The organism is Pseudomonas kitaguniensis, assembly GCF_009296165.1.
GTDB lineage: Bacteria > Pseudomonadota > Gammaproteobacteria > Pseudomonadales > Pseudomonadaceae > Aquipseudomonas > Aquipseudomonas kitaguniensis.
The window spans coordinates 19,814-36,334 of sequence record NZ_VUAZ01000137.1 but is presented as its reverse complement, the minus strand read 5'-3'; the positions used below and the strand labels follow the sequence as shown (position 1 = coordinate 36,334).

Below are 16,521 nucleotides of genomic sequence, written 5' to 3'. Positions count from 1 at the left end.
CCGGTGGAGCCGGAGGTGTAGATGATGTAAGCCAGGTCGCCAGCCGCTGCAGCGTTGGCGGGATGGGTGGCCGGGTAGCTGACCAGCTCTGCACCACTGGCGCTGAAATCCACGCGCGTCAGCCCTTGCGGCAAGACCAGGTCAGCGAGCAAACCGGTTTCGCTGAGCAGCAGGTCAAGGCGACTGTCGGTGAGCATGTAGGCCAAGCGCTCTGCCGGGTATTTCGGGTCCAGCGGTACGTAGGCGGCGCCGCTTTTAAGCACCGCCAGCAAGCTTGCGATCAACTGCGGGCCACGTCGACTGGCCAGGCCTACGCGCTGGCCCGGCCCGACGCCGAGTGCCAACAGGCGATGCGCGAGGCGGTTAGCGCGGTCGTTGAGCTGGGCATAGGTCAGGCACTCACTGCCCGCCTGCACCGCCAGCGCGTCAGGCGTGGCCTGTGCCTGCGCGGCGATGCGCTCATGCACACGCTGATGGCGCGGCGCGGCAGCGGCGGATCGGCTAAAGGTGAGTACGCTGTGCTGGGCGGCGGCGTCGAGCAGTTGCACGTTGCCAAGTGGCACACTGGCGTCGGCCACCCATTGCTGCAAAAGGTGCAGCAGGTCAGCGCCCAACCGCGTGACCTGTTGCCCACTGAAATGCGCGCGGTCGTAGCTGAATTCGAGGCGCAAGCCAGCACCCAGCTCAATGCCCAACGTCAGTGGGTAGTTGGTGCGCTCATGGTTGTGCATCCGGCCAAACGTCAGGCCAGCAGGCGCGCCCTGCTTCAAGGCGTCGGCGACGGGAAAGTTTTCGAACACCAGCAGGGTGTCGAACAACGCCGAGCCTTGTTGACCGGCCCAGCCCTGAATGTCGTAAAGCGGCACGTGTTCATGGTCGCGCAGGCCGAGGTTCAGCGCTTGCAGTTCACTCAGCCATGCGCCGACCGATTGCGCAGGCGACGGCGCACTGATAATCGGCAAGGTATTGATAAACAGGCCCAGTTGCTGCTCGATCCCCGGCAACGGCGCCGAACGCCCGGCAACGGTGGCGCCGAACGCCACGCAAGCCTGGCCGGTGTAGCGTTGCAGCAACAGGCTCCAGGCGCCTTGCAGCACCGTATTGAGCGTGACTTTTTGTTGGCGGGCAAACTCGCCGAGGGCGTGGGTAAAGTCGCTGCCCAACGTCACGTGATGCTCTGCCACACCCACACCGCCGACCGGCGTACGCAGCGCCTGCGCGAGCAACGTGGGTGCTTGCAGCGGCGCCAGGGCGTTCTTCCAGAACACTTCGCCCGACGCTTGCTGTTGCAGCCAAGCCAAATAATCGCGGAACTGCCCCAGCGGCGCAGGCACGGCCTGGCCTGCATAGTGGGCAATGACTTCGCCGAGCAACTGCGCGTTGCTCCAACCATCCATCAGGATGTGATGGCTGGTGAAAATAAAATGCCAGGCGCTGCCCGCGCCACGCACCAACATCAGACGAAACAGCGGCGCGGCATTTAGCTCAAAGCCGCGTGCACGCTCGGCATCGGCCAGGGTATCGAGGTCGGCAGCCACGTCTTCGATCACCTGCAACTGCACGTCGACCTGGCGCTGGATCACTTGATGGGCGCTGTCGAGGCCAAGCCAATGGAAGCTGCTGCGCAAGATGGCATGCCGGTCCAGCGCTGCTTGCCAGGCACGCCCGAACGCCTGCACATCGAGGCCGTCTATGTCCACGCGCAGCTGGTTGATATAGGCCTCGGCCGCCGGTTCCAACAGCGCATGAAAGAGCATGCCCTGCTGCATCGGCGACAGCGGGTACAGGTCTGCGATAGCCGGCCCGGCCACCGGCAGTGCATCCAGTTGTGGTTGGCTGAGGCGTGCCAGCGGGAAGTCCGACGGCGTCACCTGACCGGCCGGTAGTTGGCAGCAATGCTCGATCAAAGCCTTGAGTTCGGTGCTGTACTCGTCCGCCAGGCGCTGAATGGTTGCGGCGTTGAACATCTCGCGGCTGAAACCCCATTGCAGTGACAGCTCACCGCCATACACCTGCCCTTCCACCGTCAGCCAGTTGGCCAGCGGCGCCTCGGCATCTTGCGCCTGGCCGCTGCCTTCAGCGGCCGGCACGAACAGCGCCGAGTCATCGAACTGGCGGTCGAACTGCCCCAGGTAGTTGAAGGTGATACGCGGCGCAGCCAAGCCTGCAAGGGCTTCGCGTGATGCAGGCGCGCCCAGGTAGCGCAGCAGGCCGTAACCGAGGCCTTTGTGCGGAATTGCGCGCAGTTGCTCTTTGACCGATTTGATCGCGCTCGACAGCTCGCCACCGGCCTGCAGACGCACCGGGAACAGGCTGGTGAACCAACCGACCGTGCGGCTCAGGTCGATGCCGTCGAACAGGTCTTCGCGACCATGGCCTTCGAGTTGAATCAACGCCGCGGCCTGGCCGCTCCAGCGGCTGATCACCCGCGCCAGCGCAGTCAACAGCAGGTCGTTGACCTGCGTGCGATACGCCGCCGGCGCGTCCTGCAAGAGTTGGCGGGTGTGTTCGGCATCCAGGCGGGTTGCAACCTTGAGGCCGAGCCGGTTATGCAAACCGCCCTCGGGGTGATCGCATGGCAACTCGGCGTCGGTGGCTTGCGCCTGCCAAAACGGCAGTTGCTCCTCAAGCGTTTTCGCGTGGGCCTGCAACTGTTGCGCCCACTGTTGATAGCTGCTGGTCTTGGCCGGCAATTCGGCCTGGCGGCAGGCCTGCTGCAAGTCTTCGAGCAGGATGCGCCAAGACACGCCATCGACCACCAAGTGATGCACCACAAGCAACAGGCGCTGGCTGCCGCCGGCCAGCGTGACAAGGGCTGCACGCAACAACGGGCCTTGCTCCAGGTCGAGGCTGCGCTGGGCTTCATCGCACAGCGCGGCCAGCTCGGCGTCGGTGGTGACGCTGGACTGCCAGAGTACGCGCGCCTCGTCAGCGGCGCCGTGAGCTTGGTGCCAACCCTCGGGCACCTGCGTAAAGCGCAGGCGTAGCGCATCGTGATGGTTGATCAATTGCGTCAACGCCGCCTCCAGGCGTGCCGGCGCCAACGCTTCGCGCGGCGTCAGCAATAGCGACTGGTTCCAGTGCTGACGCGCGGGGATTGCCTGCGCGAAAAAGCTTTGCTGCACCGGTGTCAGAATCACCTCGCCGCTCACCGGGCCTTGATCGATAACGCTCGCCTGTTCAAAGCTCGCCACCAGCGCCAGGCTGCGCACGCTTTGGTACTGGAACAGGTCGCGCGGGCTGAGGCGAATGCCCGCCTGCCGAGCACGGCTGACCACTTGGATGGAGATGATCGAGTCGCCGCCCAGTTCGAAGAAGTTGTCGTCCAGGCCGATTTGCGCGGCGCCGAGTACGTCACGCCAGATCGCCGCCAGGGCTTTTTGCAGTTCGCTTGAAGGCGCAACGAAGGCGTGTTGCGGCGCGGCATCCGGCACAGGCAGTGCCTTGCGGTCGAGCTTGCCGTTAGCGGTGACCGGCAACTGGGCCAGGTGCACCATGTGCGTGGGCACCATGTATTCCGGCAGGCTGGTCAGCAGCCACGCCTTGAGGTCGGTGGGCGCTGCGTTTTCGAGTACCAGGTACGCGACCAACTGTTTGCCGCCCTGCACCAGCACCACCGCCTCCCGCACCTGCGGGTGTTGCATCAGGCGCGTTTCGATTTCGCCCAACTCGATACGCAAGCCGCGCAACTTGACCTGATGGTCGAGACGGCCGAGGTATTCGATCACCCCATCGGCACGCTGGCGCACGCGGTCGCCGGTGCGGTACAGGCGCTCGCCGGCGAGGAACGGGCTCGGCACAAAGCGCTCGGCAGTCAAGCCCGCGCGGCGGTGATAACTGCGCGCCAGGCCCGTACCGCCCAAGTACAACTCGCCCGACACACCGGCTGGCACCGGGTTGAGCTGGGCGTCAAGCACGTAGGTGGCAAGGTTGGCGATCGGACGGCCGATGGGCACGCTGTCAGCACCTTCATCGACACAGGCCCAGTGGGTCACATCGATGGCGGCTTCGGTGGGGCCGTAAAGGTTGAACAACGCCGCTTTCGGCAGCTTGGCGAACACCTGCAGTTGCGCATCCAGCGGCAAAGCCTCGCCGCTGCAGACGATGCGCTTCAGGCTCGTGCAGGTGTGTACGCCAGGCTCGTGGATAAACGCCTGCAGCATCGATGGCACAAAGTGCAACGTGGTGATGGCGTGGCGGCCGATGGCCTCGATCAGGCGCGCAGGCTCGCGGTGTTCGCCAGGTGCTGCGACCACCAGACGCGCACCGGTCATCAGCGGCCAGAAGAACTCCCAGACCGACACGTCAAAACTGAACGGGGTTTTCTGCAAAACCGCATCGCTGGCGTCCAGGCCGTAGGCCTGTTGCATCCAGCACAAGCGGTTGACCAGCGCACGATGGCTGTTGCCGGCGCCTTTGGGTTTGCCGGTGGAGCCGGAGGTGTAGATCACATAGGCCAAATTGAGCGCATGCATCGTCACTGCAGGCGAGCCGGTGGCGTAGCCGTCGAGCCAGCCCGACGCCTGGTCCAGCGCAATCACCTGAACGCCTTCGGTGGGCAGCAATGCCAGCAAGCTGTGTTGGCTAAGCAGCAGCGTGATGCCGCTGTCTTCGATCATGTAGGCCAGGCGCTCCTGGGGATATTCCGGGTCCAACGGCACATACGCGCCGCCCGCCTTCAGAATCGCCAACAGGCCCACGACCATTTCGACCGAGCGCTCGACGCAAAGGCCGACCAGCACGTCCGGGCCAACGCCCTGCTCGCGCAACGCATGCGCCAGTTGGTTGGCACGCGCGTCGAGTTCTGCGTAGCTCAGCGTGGTTGCGCCAAACTCCAGCGCCGGCGCATGCGGCGTGCGCTGCACCTGCGCTTCGATCAGTTGATGGACAGCGCACTCGGTCGGGTACGCCTCGGCAGTCTGGTTCCACCCACGCACCAGCAAGTGCTGCTCCTCGGCGGCCAGCATCGGCAGTTCGCCGATGCGTTGGTCACCCTCGGCTACCATGGCGTACAACAGGCTGATCCAGTGCCGGGCCATGCGCGCAATCGAAGGCGCGTCGAACAGGTCATTGGCGTAGGTCAGCGCGGCATGCAAGGTGCCGGACTTTTCATAGGTGTCCAGCGTCAGGTCGAACTGGGTCGTACGGCCCTGCCACTCGACCAGCGAAAGCTCCAGGCCGGAAGCAGTGCTGACCGAGGCGATGTCCGCCACCACCGGCTGGTGGTTGTACATCACCTGGAACAGCGGCGTGTGGCTGAGGCTGCGCTCGACTTTCAGCGCCTCTACCAGGCGTTCAAACGGCAGTTCCTGATGGGCTTGAGCACCCAGCGCGTGCTCTTTTATATGTTGCAGCAACTCGGACACGCGGGTCTGCCCGTTCAGCTCGGTGCGCAGCACTTGGGTGTTGACGAAGAAGCCGATCAGCCCTTCGACTTCACTGCGGTTGCGGTTGGCAATCGGCACACCCACGCGGATGTCGCCCTGCCCGGTGTAACGATGCAACAGCACATTGAAGGCGCCCAACAGCAGCATGAACAGGGTCACGTTGTGCTGTTGCGCGCAACTGCGCAGTTGCGCGGCCAACGCCGCATCGATTGCGAAGTTATGGCGCGTGCCCTGGTAGCTGGGCATGGCCGGGCGAGAACGATCGGTCGGCAATTCCAACAGCGGATGTTCATCGCCAAGACGCGCTTGCCAGTACGCCAACTGACGCGCCTGCTCACCCGCCTCCAGCCAGCGGCGCTGCCACAGGGCGTAGTCGCTGTACTGAATCGGCAGCGCCGGCAATTGCGGCGTTTGGCTGCGCTCATGCGCGTCGTAAAAGCGAATGAATTCGTCGATCAGCACGTTCATCGACCAACCGTCAGAGACGATGTGGTGCAGGGTCAGCAGCAGCACGTGTTCCTGCTCGTCGAGCTTGAGCAATTGCACGCGCAGCAGCGGGCCGTTTTCCAGATCGAACGGCAACAGCGATTGACGCGTCGCCGCGTGGTTGACGGCCTGCTCGCGCGCGGCAAGGTCGAGGGCACTCATGTCCACCTGTTCGACCGCCAGCGACGGCGCCAACGCCACCTGCGCCAGGCGCTCATCGGCCTGGCGCTGGAACACCGTGCGCAACGTTTCATGACGCGCCACCAGGCTGGCGAACGCTTGCTCCAGCGCGCGCAAGCTGAGTGCGCCCTTGAGCCGCACCGCGCCCGGCAGGTTGTAGGCGCCGCTGGCCGGGTCTAACTGCCAGAGAAACCACATGCGTTGCTGCGCGTAGGACAGCGCCTGCCGGTCCTCGGCCTCCACTCCCGCCGGAATCGGAAACCTTGAAAAATCCACACCTTCGTTCTGCAAGGCCTGCAGGAATACCTGGCGTTTTTCCAGGGGCAACCCGATAAACCGGCGAGCAAGTTTCAAGGAGTCTTCAGCATTCATTTCTTGGAGTCCGGAGCAATAGGCAGGAAGCACAAAGGCACGTCGTCCCTATAAAACGAACCGGGCGGGGAAAAATTAGCGGCGCATGGAGGGCGTGGAGCGAGGTGTCATCAGGGGTTACATCAATTTCAGCAACGGCACGGTCGCCCGAGTTAGCATTGACGCACACCATCTTTTGCAACTACATTTAGTTACACGCAGGGAACGCCGTGTCCAAAAATGAAAAGCTGCTCGCCAAACTGCTCAATGAGCACATGGCTTTTAACTGGCCAGAGCTTGTGACGCTGCTGCGTTGGCTTGGCTACACACAAATTGAAGGGGCTGGAAGTCGCGTCAAATTCGACAGCGGTGACCCCAGTGCGATGATCAGCTTGCACAAGCCTCACCCCGGCAACGAACTGAAGCACTACATTCGGCGCCAGGTCATCGAACAATTGAAGTCAGGAGAACTGATTCAGTGAACAACCAACTCAAATACAAAGGCTACATCGGCTCTATCGAAGCCAGCCTCGAAGATAACTGCCTGTTCGGCAAAATCCTGTTTATCAAGGCATTGGTCAGCTATGAAGGCAACACCGTTGCAGCGCTGGACGTGGCCTTTCGTGAGGCGGTAGACGATTACCTCTCTACCTGCCAAACCCTCGGGCAAACACCCGAAAAGCCCTGCAAGGGTTCGTTCAACGTACGCGTCGGCCATGACCTGCATCTGGCAGCGGCGCTGGCGGCGATCCGCAAAAAAGTGACGCTCAATGACCTGACACGCCAAGCGCTGAATGAGTTTTTGCAACAGCATTGCGCCGAGCCTGCGCCGGCGATTGGCTGACTAGCCCAAGCGCCGATACCCCAGCAGCGCAGCGCCAAACACCACCGCACCCGCAACCAACGCCACCCAGAACCCGCTGGTGGCGCCGAAGTGGTCGATCATCCAGCCGGAGCTGGCAGCACCGATGGCCACGCCGATGCTCAGGCCAGTGATCAGCCAGGTCATGCCTTCGGTCAGGCGGCTCGGCGCTACGATCTGCTCCACCAGCGCCATGGACACAATCAGCGTCGGTGCGAAGAACAGTCCGGAAATAAAGATTGCCACCGCCAGGCCGGGGATATTGGTCACCAGCAGCAATGGCAAGGTGGTCAAGGCGGTGGCCACGCCGCAGAACAGAAACTGCCGGGGCAGCGATGCCTTGAGTTTGAGAGTGCCGAACGCCAACCCTGCCAGGCACGAACCGATGGCATACACCGAGAGCACGATACTCGCCGCCGCCGGTTGGCCCAGTTGCTGGGCAAAGGCCACGCTGACCACATCCACCACGCCGACGATCATGCCCATGGCCAGCAGCAGAATCATCAAGATCAATACCGCAGGCGAGGCGATCAACCAGCCGCCCAGATGCTCCTGGTGTGCATGCACGGGCGGTTCAGTCGCGCGTTGCAGCACAAAAGCGGTCACGCCCACCGCCAGCAACAGTGCGGCGATCAAAGGCCCGGCTTCCGGGAACAGCACAACGCTTAACCCGACTGAAATCGGCGGACCGATGATGAAACACACCTCATCGAGCACCGACTCCAGGGCAAAGGCGGTTTTCAGCGCGGGCTGGCCCCGGTACAGCTCGGTCCAACGCGCCCGCACCATGGCTGACATGTTCGGCATGCAACCGGCCAGCGCGGCGAACACAAACAACGTCCACTCCGGCGCCTGCAAACGGGTGCACACCAACAGCAGTAACAACGACCCACCGCCGATCAGCGCGGCTATCGGCACTACCTTGCCCTGGCTGTAGCGGTCTACCCAGCGCGACACCTGCGGCGCGCAAAACGCCGTGGCCAGGGCAAATACGGCCGCCACCACGCCCGCCAAACCGAAGCCGCCGTGAACCTGGGAAAGCATGGTGATCAAGCCGATGCCGACCATGGAGATCGGCATGCGGGCAAGCATGCCGGCCAGTACAAAAGCGCGAGCACCAGGGGCCTGGAACAACTCGGCGTAGGGGTTTGCCATGACTTAAACGCCTTCTGCCACTGAATGTGGGCAACTTTTATTACACCAACCGCTTGATCTGCTTATGCCGCCACACCAGCCGGTAATACGCGGTCTGCAGCGCCAGCATCGCCAGGTAGGTGACCGGAAACGCCATCCACACCCCTTCCAGACCAAAATGTGCGTTGAACACATACGCCATCGGCAGCTCAACGCAGAGCACACAAAAAATCGAGATCGCGACCGGCATCAGCACCACGCCGCTGGCGCGCATGATCCCGCCCACCACCGCCTGAAAACCGAATACCAGCACGCTCCACAACATAATGTGCAGCAGGTGTTCGGCCTTGACCCGCGCATCGGCGTCAGTAATGAACAGGCCCAACAACCAGTGCGACATTAAATACCCGAGCACGATCAGGCCACCGGTGAGGCACAGGTTGATCAACAGCCCGGTACGCAAAATTGGCCCGACCCGCTCCAAGCGCCCGGCGCCAATGGCTTGGGCACCGAGGATCGAGGCGGTAATCGCAATCGACAGCGCCGGGAACTGCACGTAATTGACGATCTGCGTCACCGCGCCATAGGCCGCCGTAGCCTGAGAGCCGTGGCTGTTGACCAAGGCCAGGATGACCAGCTCCGACAGCGACAGCACCACCATCTGCAAGCCGGTCGGCAGGCCGATGCGCAAGACTTTACCGAGGATTACGCGGTCCAGGCGCAACGCGGCGAGCAGCTCACGGTCCGGCGCCATCACATGCTTTTTATGGCGCAGGCGCAGTATCAGAAACAGCATCGCCGAGGCGTTACCGACCAGCCCCGCGTACACCGCACTTTGGATGCCCAGCGGCGGCAAGCCGATCCAGCCGCGAATCAGCGCCGGGGTCAGCAACAGGCCGACAGACGTCGAGACCATCAATGCCAACAACGGTGAGACCGTGTCACTGACACCGCGCAGCAGTTGCGTGTAGAGAATAAACACCAGCAGCAGCGGCATGATCAGCATCATCGCTTGGGCATAACCGACCGCATCGTCCAGAACGTCAACCGGCGTGCCCAGTGCCTGCAACGCCGGGCGCGCAAACAGGCTGCCAAGCACCGCCGCGATCAACCCCACCAGCGCGCCAAGGGTCAGCGTGGCGCCGGTGATCACCTTGACCATGGCGGTTTCCTCAGCGCCCCAGGCCTGACCGATCAGCACCGAAGCGCCCGCCCCCAAACCGATCACCAAGGCAATAAAGAAAAATACGATGGGGAACATCCCCGACACCGCCGCCAGCGCCTGAGTACCGAGCATTTGCCCGACATAGATGCCATTAAGGGTGCCGGAAAAGCTCTGCAAAAAGTTCGACAGCACCATCGGCGCCAGAAAGATCAGGTAGATCTGCCACAGTGGGCGTTGTAGAGGGATTTGCATTAAAAACGGGGCCTCGAAACACTAAAGCGTCCGAGGTTTATACCGTAAGTGGATAGCATTTTGCTGTACTCATGGTTGAGGGGAACGATCAAAACACGGTCAAGTGTGGGAGCGGGCTTGCTCGCGATGCAGGCACCTCGGACCCTCAGGCACACCGCGTTGATGCCATCGCGAGCAAGCCCGCTCCCACACTTGACCGCGTTCGGCTTGAGCGTTTAATGAGCGCAGGGCTATGCGCCGAAGGTTTGCGACGGCCTGCGCAATGTCGGATCGAACGGATTGATCCGCGGCCCAATCGCCGCGGCCTCGCGCTTGAGCAATTCCACCACCATCGGCAACCGGCTCGGGCCTAGCCGGTCACTGATGGTTGCCACGCTCAACGCCGCGACCGCATGCCCATCCCGATTCAGAATCGGCACGGCCAAGCCGGCCATGCCTTCCAGCACCCCGGTATTGCGCGCCGCGTACCCCAAGCGCCGCACGTTTTCGACCTCCGAGCGCAACAGCACTTCGTCGTACAGGTGGAAATCCTTGAGCCGTGGCAGGTTGTAGCGGATCACCGTCTCGCGCTCTTCTTCCGGCAAAAACGCCAAAATCGCCAGGCTGCCCTGCCCCACGCCCAATGCCACGCGCCCGCCGATGTCACCGGTGAAGGTGCGGATCGGGTACGGGCCTTCGCTGCGGTCCAGGCAGATCGCATCAAAGCCGCTGCGCGCCAGCAGGAACAGCGAATCGCCCAATGACGCACTCAGGCGCAACAGGCTCGGCCGCACAAGGTCGCGCAGGTTGCCGGTTTTGCCGGCGTTCGCCGCCAGCGCGAAGAACTCCAGGCTCAGGCGGTAGCGCTTGCTGCGCGCGTCCTGCTCAACCATACCTTCGTCCATCAGGCTGCGCAGCAGGCGGTGTGTGGTGGGCTGCGAAAGACCGACTTGTTGCGCAAGCTGCGTAACGCGTTCGCCGCCTTCGGGCACCGCGCCCAAACTGCGCAGCACGGCAAACAACCGGGAGACGCCACCCGCGCCCACTTCTTTCGCTGTTTCATTCCGCTCAGTGGAATCCATAAACGTGTTTCTCGCAGAATATTCTGGTGAATGAATAAAACTGAAAATAGTAGTTCATCCAGTGAAATACCGTCTTTCGCCCATCCTAGTCTTCGTCCTAATCTGCGTCCACAGGGGCGAAATAAACACAGGCCGCAGCCGACTCAAGATCGAGCGCCAACGCACCCGAACTACTTTTCGCATCTGCCCAAAACAAAAAAGCGCGTTTCGACGCGACTCAAAAAAGGTGGAACGCAGGCATGGCATTTCTCCAACTCAACGCCTTGAGCAAACGCTACGGCGCCGTGCATGCAGTGGTCGCAACCGACCTTGCGGTGGAAAAAGGCGAGTTCGTTTCCTTGCTCGGCCCCTCGGGCTGCGGCAAAACCACCACGCTGCAAATGATCGCCGGTTTTGTTGATGTCAGCGGCGGGCAAATCCTCCTGGATGGCCGCGACATTACCCACGCCAAACCCGCCAGCCGTGGCTTGGGCGTGGTCTTCCAGAGCTACGCGCTGTTCCCGCACATGAGTGTGCGCGACAACGTTGCCTTCGGCCTGAAGATGCGCAAGGTGCCGGCGGACGAGATCGCCGGCAAGGTTAAAAGCGTGCTGGAACTGGTACGCCTGGCCGAACACGCCGAGCGCTACCCACGCGAACTGTCCGGCGGCCAGCGCCAGCGCGTGGCCCTGGCTCGCGCCCTGGTGATCGAACCGCCGGTGTTGCTGCTCGATGAACCGCTGTCCAACCTTGACGCTAACTTGCGCGAAGAGATGCAGTTTGAAATCCGCCGCATCCAGTGCGCCGTCGGCATCACCACATTGATGGTCACCCACGACCAGGCCGAAGCGCTGTCGATCAGCGACCGCGTGGTGGTGATGCACGCCGGGCGCGTCACCCAGATCGACGCGCCGTACACGCTGTATGAACACCCGCGCACGCGGTTTATTTCGGATTTCGTCGGCAAGGCCAACCTGCTGCCCGGTGACTACGACGACCTCGGCACCCCGCAAGTGCGTCACGAAGGCGGCGACGGCGAGCTGACCCTGAGCCTGCGCCCGGAAAAAATCCAACTGGTGGGCGCAGGCACTGGGCGCTTGCAAGGCAACGTGCTGGACCGCTATTTCTTCGGCAGCCAATGGCTGTACCGCATTCACAGCGCGCTTGGTGAAATCACCGTGGTGCGCAGCAACGACGGCAGCGCGCCGCTGGCTCGCGGCGTGCTTGTCGGCATGGACTGGCAAGACGGCCTGCTGCGCGTGCTGGCGACGGATGAGGTGCACGCATGAGCCGCGGTTATCTGTTGTCGTTGCCGGCGCTGCTGCTGTTCAGCGGGTTGTTGATCCTGCCGCTGGTGATGACCCTGGTGTTGTCATTCAACGTGTTCGACTACCAAGTGGGCGTGAAGGCCGATGAGTGGACCTTCGCGCATTACCTGGCGCTGTTCAGCGACGCGTACTTCTACGAGATTTTCTGGCGCACCTTCTGGATCAGCGCGCTGGTGACCCTGCTCTGCGTGGTGATCGGCGTGCCCGAAGCCTACATCCTCAGCCGCATGGGCACGCGTGGCGCTCGATATTTTTGATCCTGATTCTGACGCCGCTGCTGATCTCGGTGGTGGTGCGGGCTTTCGGCTGGAGCCTCTTGCTCGGCGCCGACGGGCTGGTCAACCAAGTCATTCAGGCGTTGGGCGGGCGCCCGGTGAAGCTGCTGTACACGCCGTTCGCGGTGATCATCGCACTGGTGCACGTGATGCTGCCGTTCATGATTATTCCGGTGTGGACCTCCCTGCAAAAGCTCGACCCGTCGGCTGAACAGGCAGCTTTATCGCTGGGCGCGAGCCAGGCCACGGTGATGCGCAAAATCGTCTTGCCGCAAGTGATGCCTGGCGTGTTGTCCGGCACCTTGATCGTGTTCGGCCTCGCCGCCAGCTCCTTTGCAATCCCCGGCCTGCTCGGTGGGCGACGCCTGAAAATGGTCGCCACGGTGGTGTATGACCAGTACCTGTCGGAACTCAACTGGCCGATGGGCGCGACGATTGCGGTGGTGCTGCTGCTGGTCAACCTGCTGATCATGTTGAGCTGGAACCGCATGGTCGAAAGCCGCTACAAAAAGTCCTTGGGGGTTTAAGCGCATGCCTAGAAACGGTCCTTTGGCGCTCGGTTTTCATGGCCTGGTGGTGCTGTTCATGATGGCGCCGCTGGTGGTGGTGTGCCTGGTGGCGTTCACCCCGGAGAACACCTTGAGCATTCCCACGTCGAGCTTATCCCTGCGCTGGTTTCGCGCAGTGTTTGAGCGTGCCGATTTTATCCAGGCGTTCTATAACAGCCTGATTCTGGCGTTTACCGCTGCCAGCCTGGCGACGTTGATTGCAGTGCCGGCCGCCTTGGCGATCAGCCGTTATCAGTTTCCGGGGCGCAACTTTTTCAGCGCGTTATTTCTGTCGCCGATCATCATCCCGCACTTGGTGTTGGGCGTGGCGATGCTGCGCGTGTTTGCGCTGATGGGCGTCAACGGCAGCTTCACCTGGCTGATGCTCGCCCACGTGGTGATCATTACGCCTTACGTGCTGCGCCTGGTGCTGGCAGCGGCCATCGGCATTGACCGCAGTGCCGAACAGGCGGCGGAGTCGCTGGGTGCGAGCCGCTTTACGCTGTTTCGCCTGATCACGCTGCCGATGATTTTACCCGGCGTGGCCGGTGGCTGGCTGCTGGCGTTTATCAACAGTTTCGATGAAGTAACCCTGTCGATTTTCGTCAGTTCACCGGCCACGCAAACCCTGCCGGTGCGCATGTACGTGTACGCCACCGAGTCCATCGACCCGATGATGGCGGCGGTCTCCGCGTTGGTGATCGCACTCACCGCAGCGACGATGATTGTGCTCGACCGGGTTTATGGCCTCGACCGCGTGCTGGTGGGGAAACACTGATGGCGTTATTCAAACGATTGGCCGAAACCAACCGCCCAGTGCTAGCCTTCACCCTCGACGGGCAACCGGCCACGGGCTTGCTCGGCGACACCCTGCTGACCGCCGTGCTGACCTGCGCCGAGCACCTGCGCGGCAGCGATTTCAGCGCCGAACGTCGCGCCGGCTTCTGCCTGATGGGCGCGTGCCAGGATTGCTGGGTGCGCCTTGAAGACGGGCGGCGTGTGCGCGCGTGTTCGACGCTGCTGCAAGCGGGCCAGGCGATCAGCCGTGACCCGGGGCGCCAGCCATGAAGCCGGTGGTGATTGTCGGCGCAGGCCCGGCGGGTATCAGTGCGGCGCGCACCTTGCTCGACCATGGCATCAACGCGTGCCTGATCGATGAAAGCCTGCGCGGTGGCGGGCAGATTTATCGCCGGCAACCGTTAGGGTTTCAACGTACGGCCAAGCAGATTTACGGGTTTGAAGCGAGCAAGGCCCAAGCCGTGCATCGCACCCTGGACGCACTGGCGCCGCTGATCGATTACCGGCCCGAAACCCTGGTGTGGAATGCCGAGGACGGGCGCCTCGACCTGCTCAACAACGGCCGCGCCGAGAGCATCGAGTATTCGCAAATCATTGTCGCCACCGGCGCCACCGACCGCATTCTGCCGGTGCCGGGCTGGACCTTGCCCGGCGTGTACAGCCTGGGTGCGGCGCAAATCGCCTTGAAGTATCAGGGCTGCGCCATCGGCGAGCGGGTCGCGTTGTGTGGCAGCGGGCCGTTGCTGTACCTGGTCGCGTACCAGTACGCCAAAGCGGGGGCCACCGTGGTGGCGGTGCTCGACAGCGCCCCATTCAGTGCCCAATGCCGAGCGCTGCCGGCGCTGCTTGGGCAACCGGCGACCTTGGCCAAAGGCATGTATTACCGCGCCTGGCTGACCGCGCATGGCGTGCCCGTGCATCAGGGCGCGACGCTCAAGCACATCGACGGCGAGCAACGCGTCAGCGGCATTCGTTGGGGCGAACACACGCTGGCCTGCGATGCGGTGGCCTTCGCCGATGCCTTGCGCAGCGAGACGCAACTGGCGGACTTGCTCGGCTGTGAATTCGCCTGGAACCGCTTGAACCGCGCCTGGTTACCGCTGCGCGACAGCGCCGGGCGCAGCAGTGTCAGCGCGGTTTACCTGGCGGGCGACGGCGCGGCAATCATGGGCGCGGACGCGGCGCAGATGGCCGGTGAGCGCGCGGCATTGGCGGTATTGGAAGATGCGCGCATCAGCATCGACCTGCGCCGTTCGGCTGTGCTGGAGCAGCAATTGGCGCGCATCCAACGCTTTCGCGATGGCCTGGAAACCGCGTTCCCCTTCCCTGAACAATGGGCTGCGCAAGCGCCGGATGAGTTGATCCTGTGCCGCTGCGAGGAGGTCAGCGCAGGCGATGTGCGCGCTGTGGTGGACGAAGGTCACTGGGAAATCAACCGGGTCAAAGCGCATTGCCGGGTCGGCATGGGCCGTTGCCAAGGGCGGATGTGCGGGTTGGCGGCGGCAGAGATTATCGCCGAGCGCAGTGGCCGAGGCATTCAAAACGTCGGCCGTTTGCGTGGCCAGGCGCCAATCAAGCCATTGCCGTTTGGTGTTGAGGTGCAGCCATGATCGACGTGATCGTACTGGGCGGCGGGATTGTCGGCGCGTCTGCAGCGTTAATGCTCGCGCAAAAAGGCCAGCGTGTGGCACTGGTGGAGCGCGACTTTTGCGGCTCGCACTCAAGTGGTGTGAATTACGGCGGCGTGCGACGCCAGGGTCGGCCGTTGCATCAATTGCCGCTGTCGCAGCGCGCCCATCAGTTGTGGGCTGACTTGCCGAACTTGATCGGCATTGATGGCGAATACGTGCGCTGCGGGCATTTGAAATTGGCCCGCAGCCCTGCAGATTTCGCCGCGCTGCAGGCTTATGCCGCGCACACGCGCGGCTTCGGCCTGGGCTTGCAACTGCTCGATCACGCCGAGCTACGCGCACGGTTCCCGTGGGTGGGCGATGTGGCGGTGGGCGCGTCGTTGTGCCCCGAAGACGGTCACGCCAACCCACGCTTGGTATCGCCCGCCTTCGCGCGGGCGGCGCAGCGCTTCGGCGCGTCTGTCTTTGAGCAGGCCGAGGTGATTGCCATCGAACACGACAGCCATCTATTTAACGTGCACTGCGCCAACAGCCTGCACCTGCAAGCGCCCTGGCTGCTGAACTGCGCCGGCGCCTGGGCCGGCAGCGTGGCCGCGCAATTTGCCGAGCCCGTGCCGATCACCTCGGCGCACCCGGCGATGCTGGTCACCGAACCCTTGGCGGTGGTGATGAACGTGAGCACCGGCGTTGAAGGTGGCGGGATTTATGCGCGGCAAGTGGCGCGGGGCAATTGCATCCTCGGCGGCGGTCGCGGCTTTGCCCTCGGCCCGCAACAGGCACGGCCCGGGCAGGCGGCGGTGCTGGAGATTTTGCGCAATGCCGGCGAACTGTACCCGTTCCTCAAAGGCGCTCAGGCGATTCGCACCTGGAGCGGCACCGAAGGTTATTTACCCGATCATGAACCGGTGATCGGCCCCAGCAGCACCCAACCCGGCCTGCTGCACGGTTTCGGCTTTGCCGGCGCCGGGTTCCAGCTCGGCCCCGCCGTCGGCGAGGCCTGGCAGAGATTGTCTGCCTGGGCGCCAGCCGCCAACCGATCGAAGCGTTTTCCATCCGTCGTTTCCATGCCTGAGAGGAAAAACCT

The 16,521-nt window shown here is 63.0% G+C and carries 10 protein-coding genes and 2 pseudogenes; 8 read left to right on the top strand and 4 right to left on the bottom strand.

What is annotated here, in order from left to right:
- On the bottom strand, positions 1-6,425 hold a 6,425-nt coding region (locus tag F0169_RS22070; protein ID WP_152747618.1), incomplete at its 3' end, for a non-ribosomal peptide synthetase.
- A gap of 209 nt (positions 6,426-6,634) precedes the next feature.
- On the opposite strand from F0169_RS22070, the gene F0169_RS22065 reads away from it, so the two are divergent.
- Entirely contained in the window at positions 6,635-6,886 is a 252-nt protein-coding gene (locus tag F0169_RS22065) for a type II toxin-antitoxin system HicA family toxin (protein ID WP_122251609.1), read from the top strand.
- Entirely contained in the window at positions 6,883-7,248 is a 366-nt protein-coding gene (locus F0169_RS22060; protein WP_172979515.1) for a toxin-antitoxin system HicB family antitoxin, read from the top strand. The genes F0169_RS22065 and F0169_RS22060 overlap by 4 nt, the downstream gene beginning before the upstream one ends.
- Here the strand turns inward: F0169_RS22060 and F0169_RS22055 are convergent, their stop codons facing one another.
- The 3 genes from F0169_RS22055 to F0169_RS22045 all read right to left on the bottom strand — a co-directional run bounded on the left by F0169_RS22055 (position 7,249) and on the right by F0169_RS22045 (position 10,878).
- On the bottom strand, positions 7,249-8,421 hold the full coding sequence (locus F0169_RS22055; protein ID WP_152747617.1) for an MFS transporter: 1,173 nt from the start codon (positions 8,419-8,421) through the stop codon (positions 7,249-7,251). It abuts the gene before it with no gap.
- Between the two features lie 40 nt (positions 8,422-8,461).
- Positions 8,462-9,817, bottom strand: coding sequence for an MATE family efflux transporter (locus F0169_RS22050; protein WP_058413937.1), 1,356 nt, complete (start codon positions 9,815-9,817; stop codon positions 8,462-8,464).
- A gap of 230 nt (positions 9,818-10,047) precedes the next feature.
- Complete coding sequence (locus tag F0169_RS22045) at positions 10,048-10,878, bottom strand: IclR family transcriptional regulator (protein WP_152747616.1); 831 nt, start codon at positions 10,876-10,878, stop codon at positions 10,048-10,050.
- Between the two features lie 239 nt (positions 10,879-11,117).
- Between F0169_RS22045 and F0169_RS22040 the strand changes: the two genes are divergently transcribed.
- The 6 genes and pseudogenes from F0169_RS22040 to F0169_RS22015 all read left to right on the top strand — a co-directional run bounded on the left by F0169_RS22040 (position 11,118) and on the right by F0169_RS22015 (position 16,509).
- A complete protein-coding gene (locus tag F0169_RS22040) occupies positions 11,118-12,146 on the top strand; it encodes an ABC transporter ATP-binding protein (RefSeq protein WP_152747615.1) in 1,029 nt (342 codons plus the stop codon).
- Positions 12,143-12,987, top strand: a pseudogene (locus F0169_RS22035) (ABC transporter permease). The gene F0169_RS22040 and the pseudogene F0169_RS22035 overlap by 4 nt, the downstream one beginning before the upstream one ends.
- A gap of 4 nt (positions 12,988-12,991) precedes the next feature.
- Positions 12,992-13,786, top strand: a complete 795-nt coding sequence (locus tag F0169_RS22030; RefSeq protein ID WP_152747614.1) for an ABC transporter permease — start codon at positions 12,992-12,994, stop codon at positions 13,784-13,786.
- Positions 13,786-14,076 carry a (2Fe-2S)-binding protein gene (locus tag F0169_RS22025; protein ID WP_058413942.1) on the top strand — a complete coding sequence of 97 codons (291 nt, stop codon included), beginning with the start codon at positions 13,786-13,788 and terminating at the stop codon, positions 14,074-14,076. The genes F0169_RS22030 and F0169_RS22025 overlap by 1 nt, the downstream gene beginning before the upstream one ends.
- Complete coding sequence (locus tag F0169_RS22020; protein WP_152747613.1) at positions 14,073-15,416, top strand: FAD/NAD(P)-dependent oxidoreductase; 1,344 nt, start codon at positions 14,073-14,075, stop codon at positions 15,414-15,416. The genes F0169_RS22025 and F0169_RS22020 overlap by 4 nt, the downstream gene beginning before the upstream one ends.
- Positions 15,413-16,509, top strand: a pseudogene (locus F0169_RS22015) (NAD(P)/FAD-dependent oxidoreductase). The gene F0169_RS22020 and the pseudogene F0169_RS22015 overlap by 4 nt, the downstream one beginning before the upstream one ends.
- Positions 16,510-16,521 lie beyond the last annotated feature (12 nt).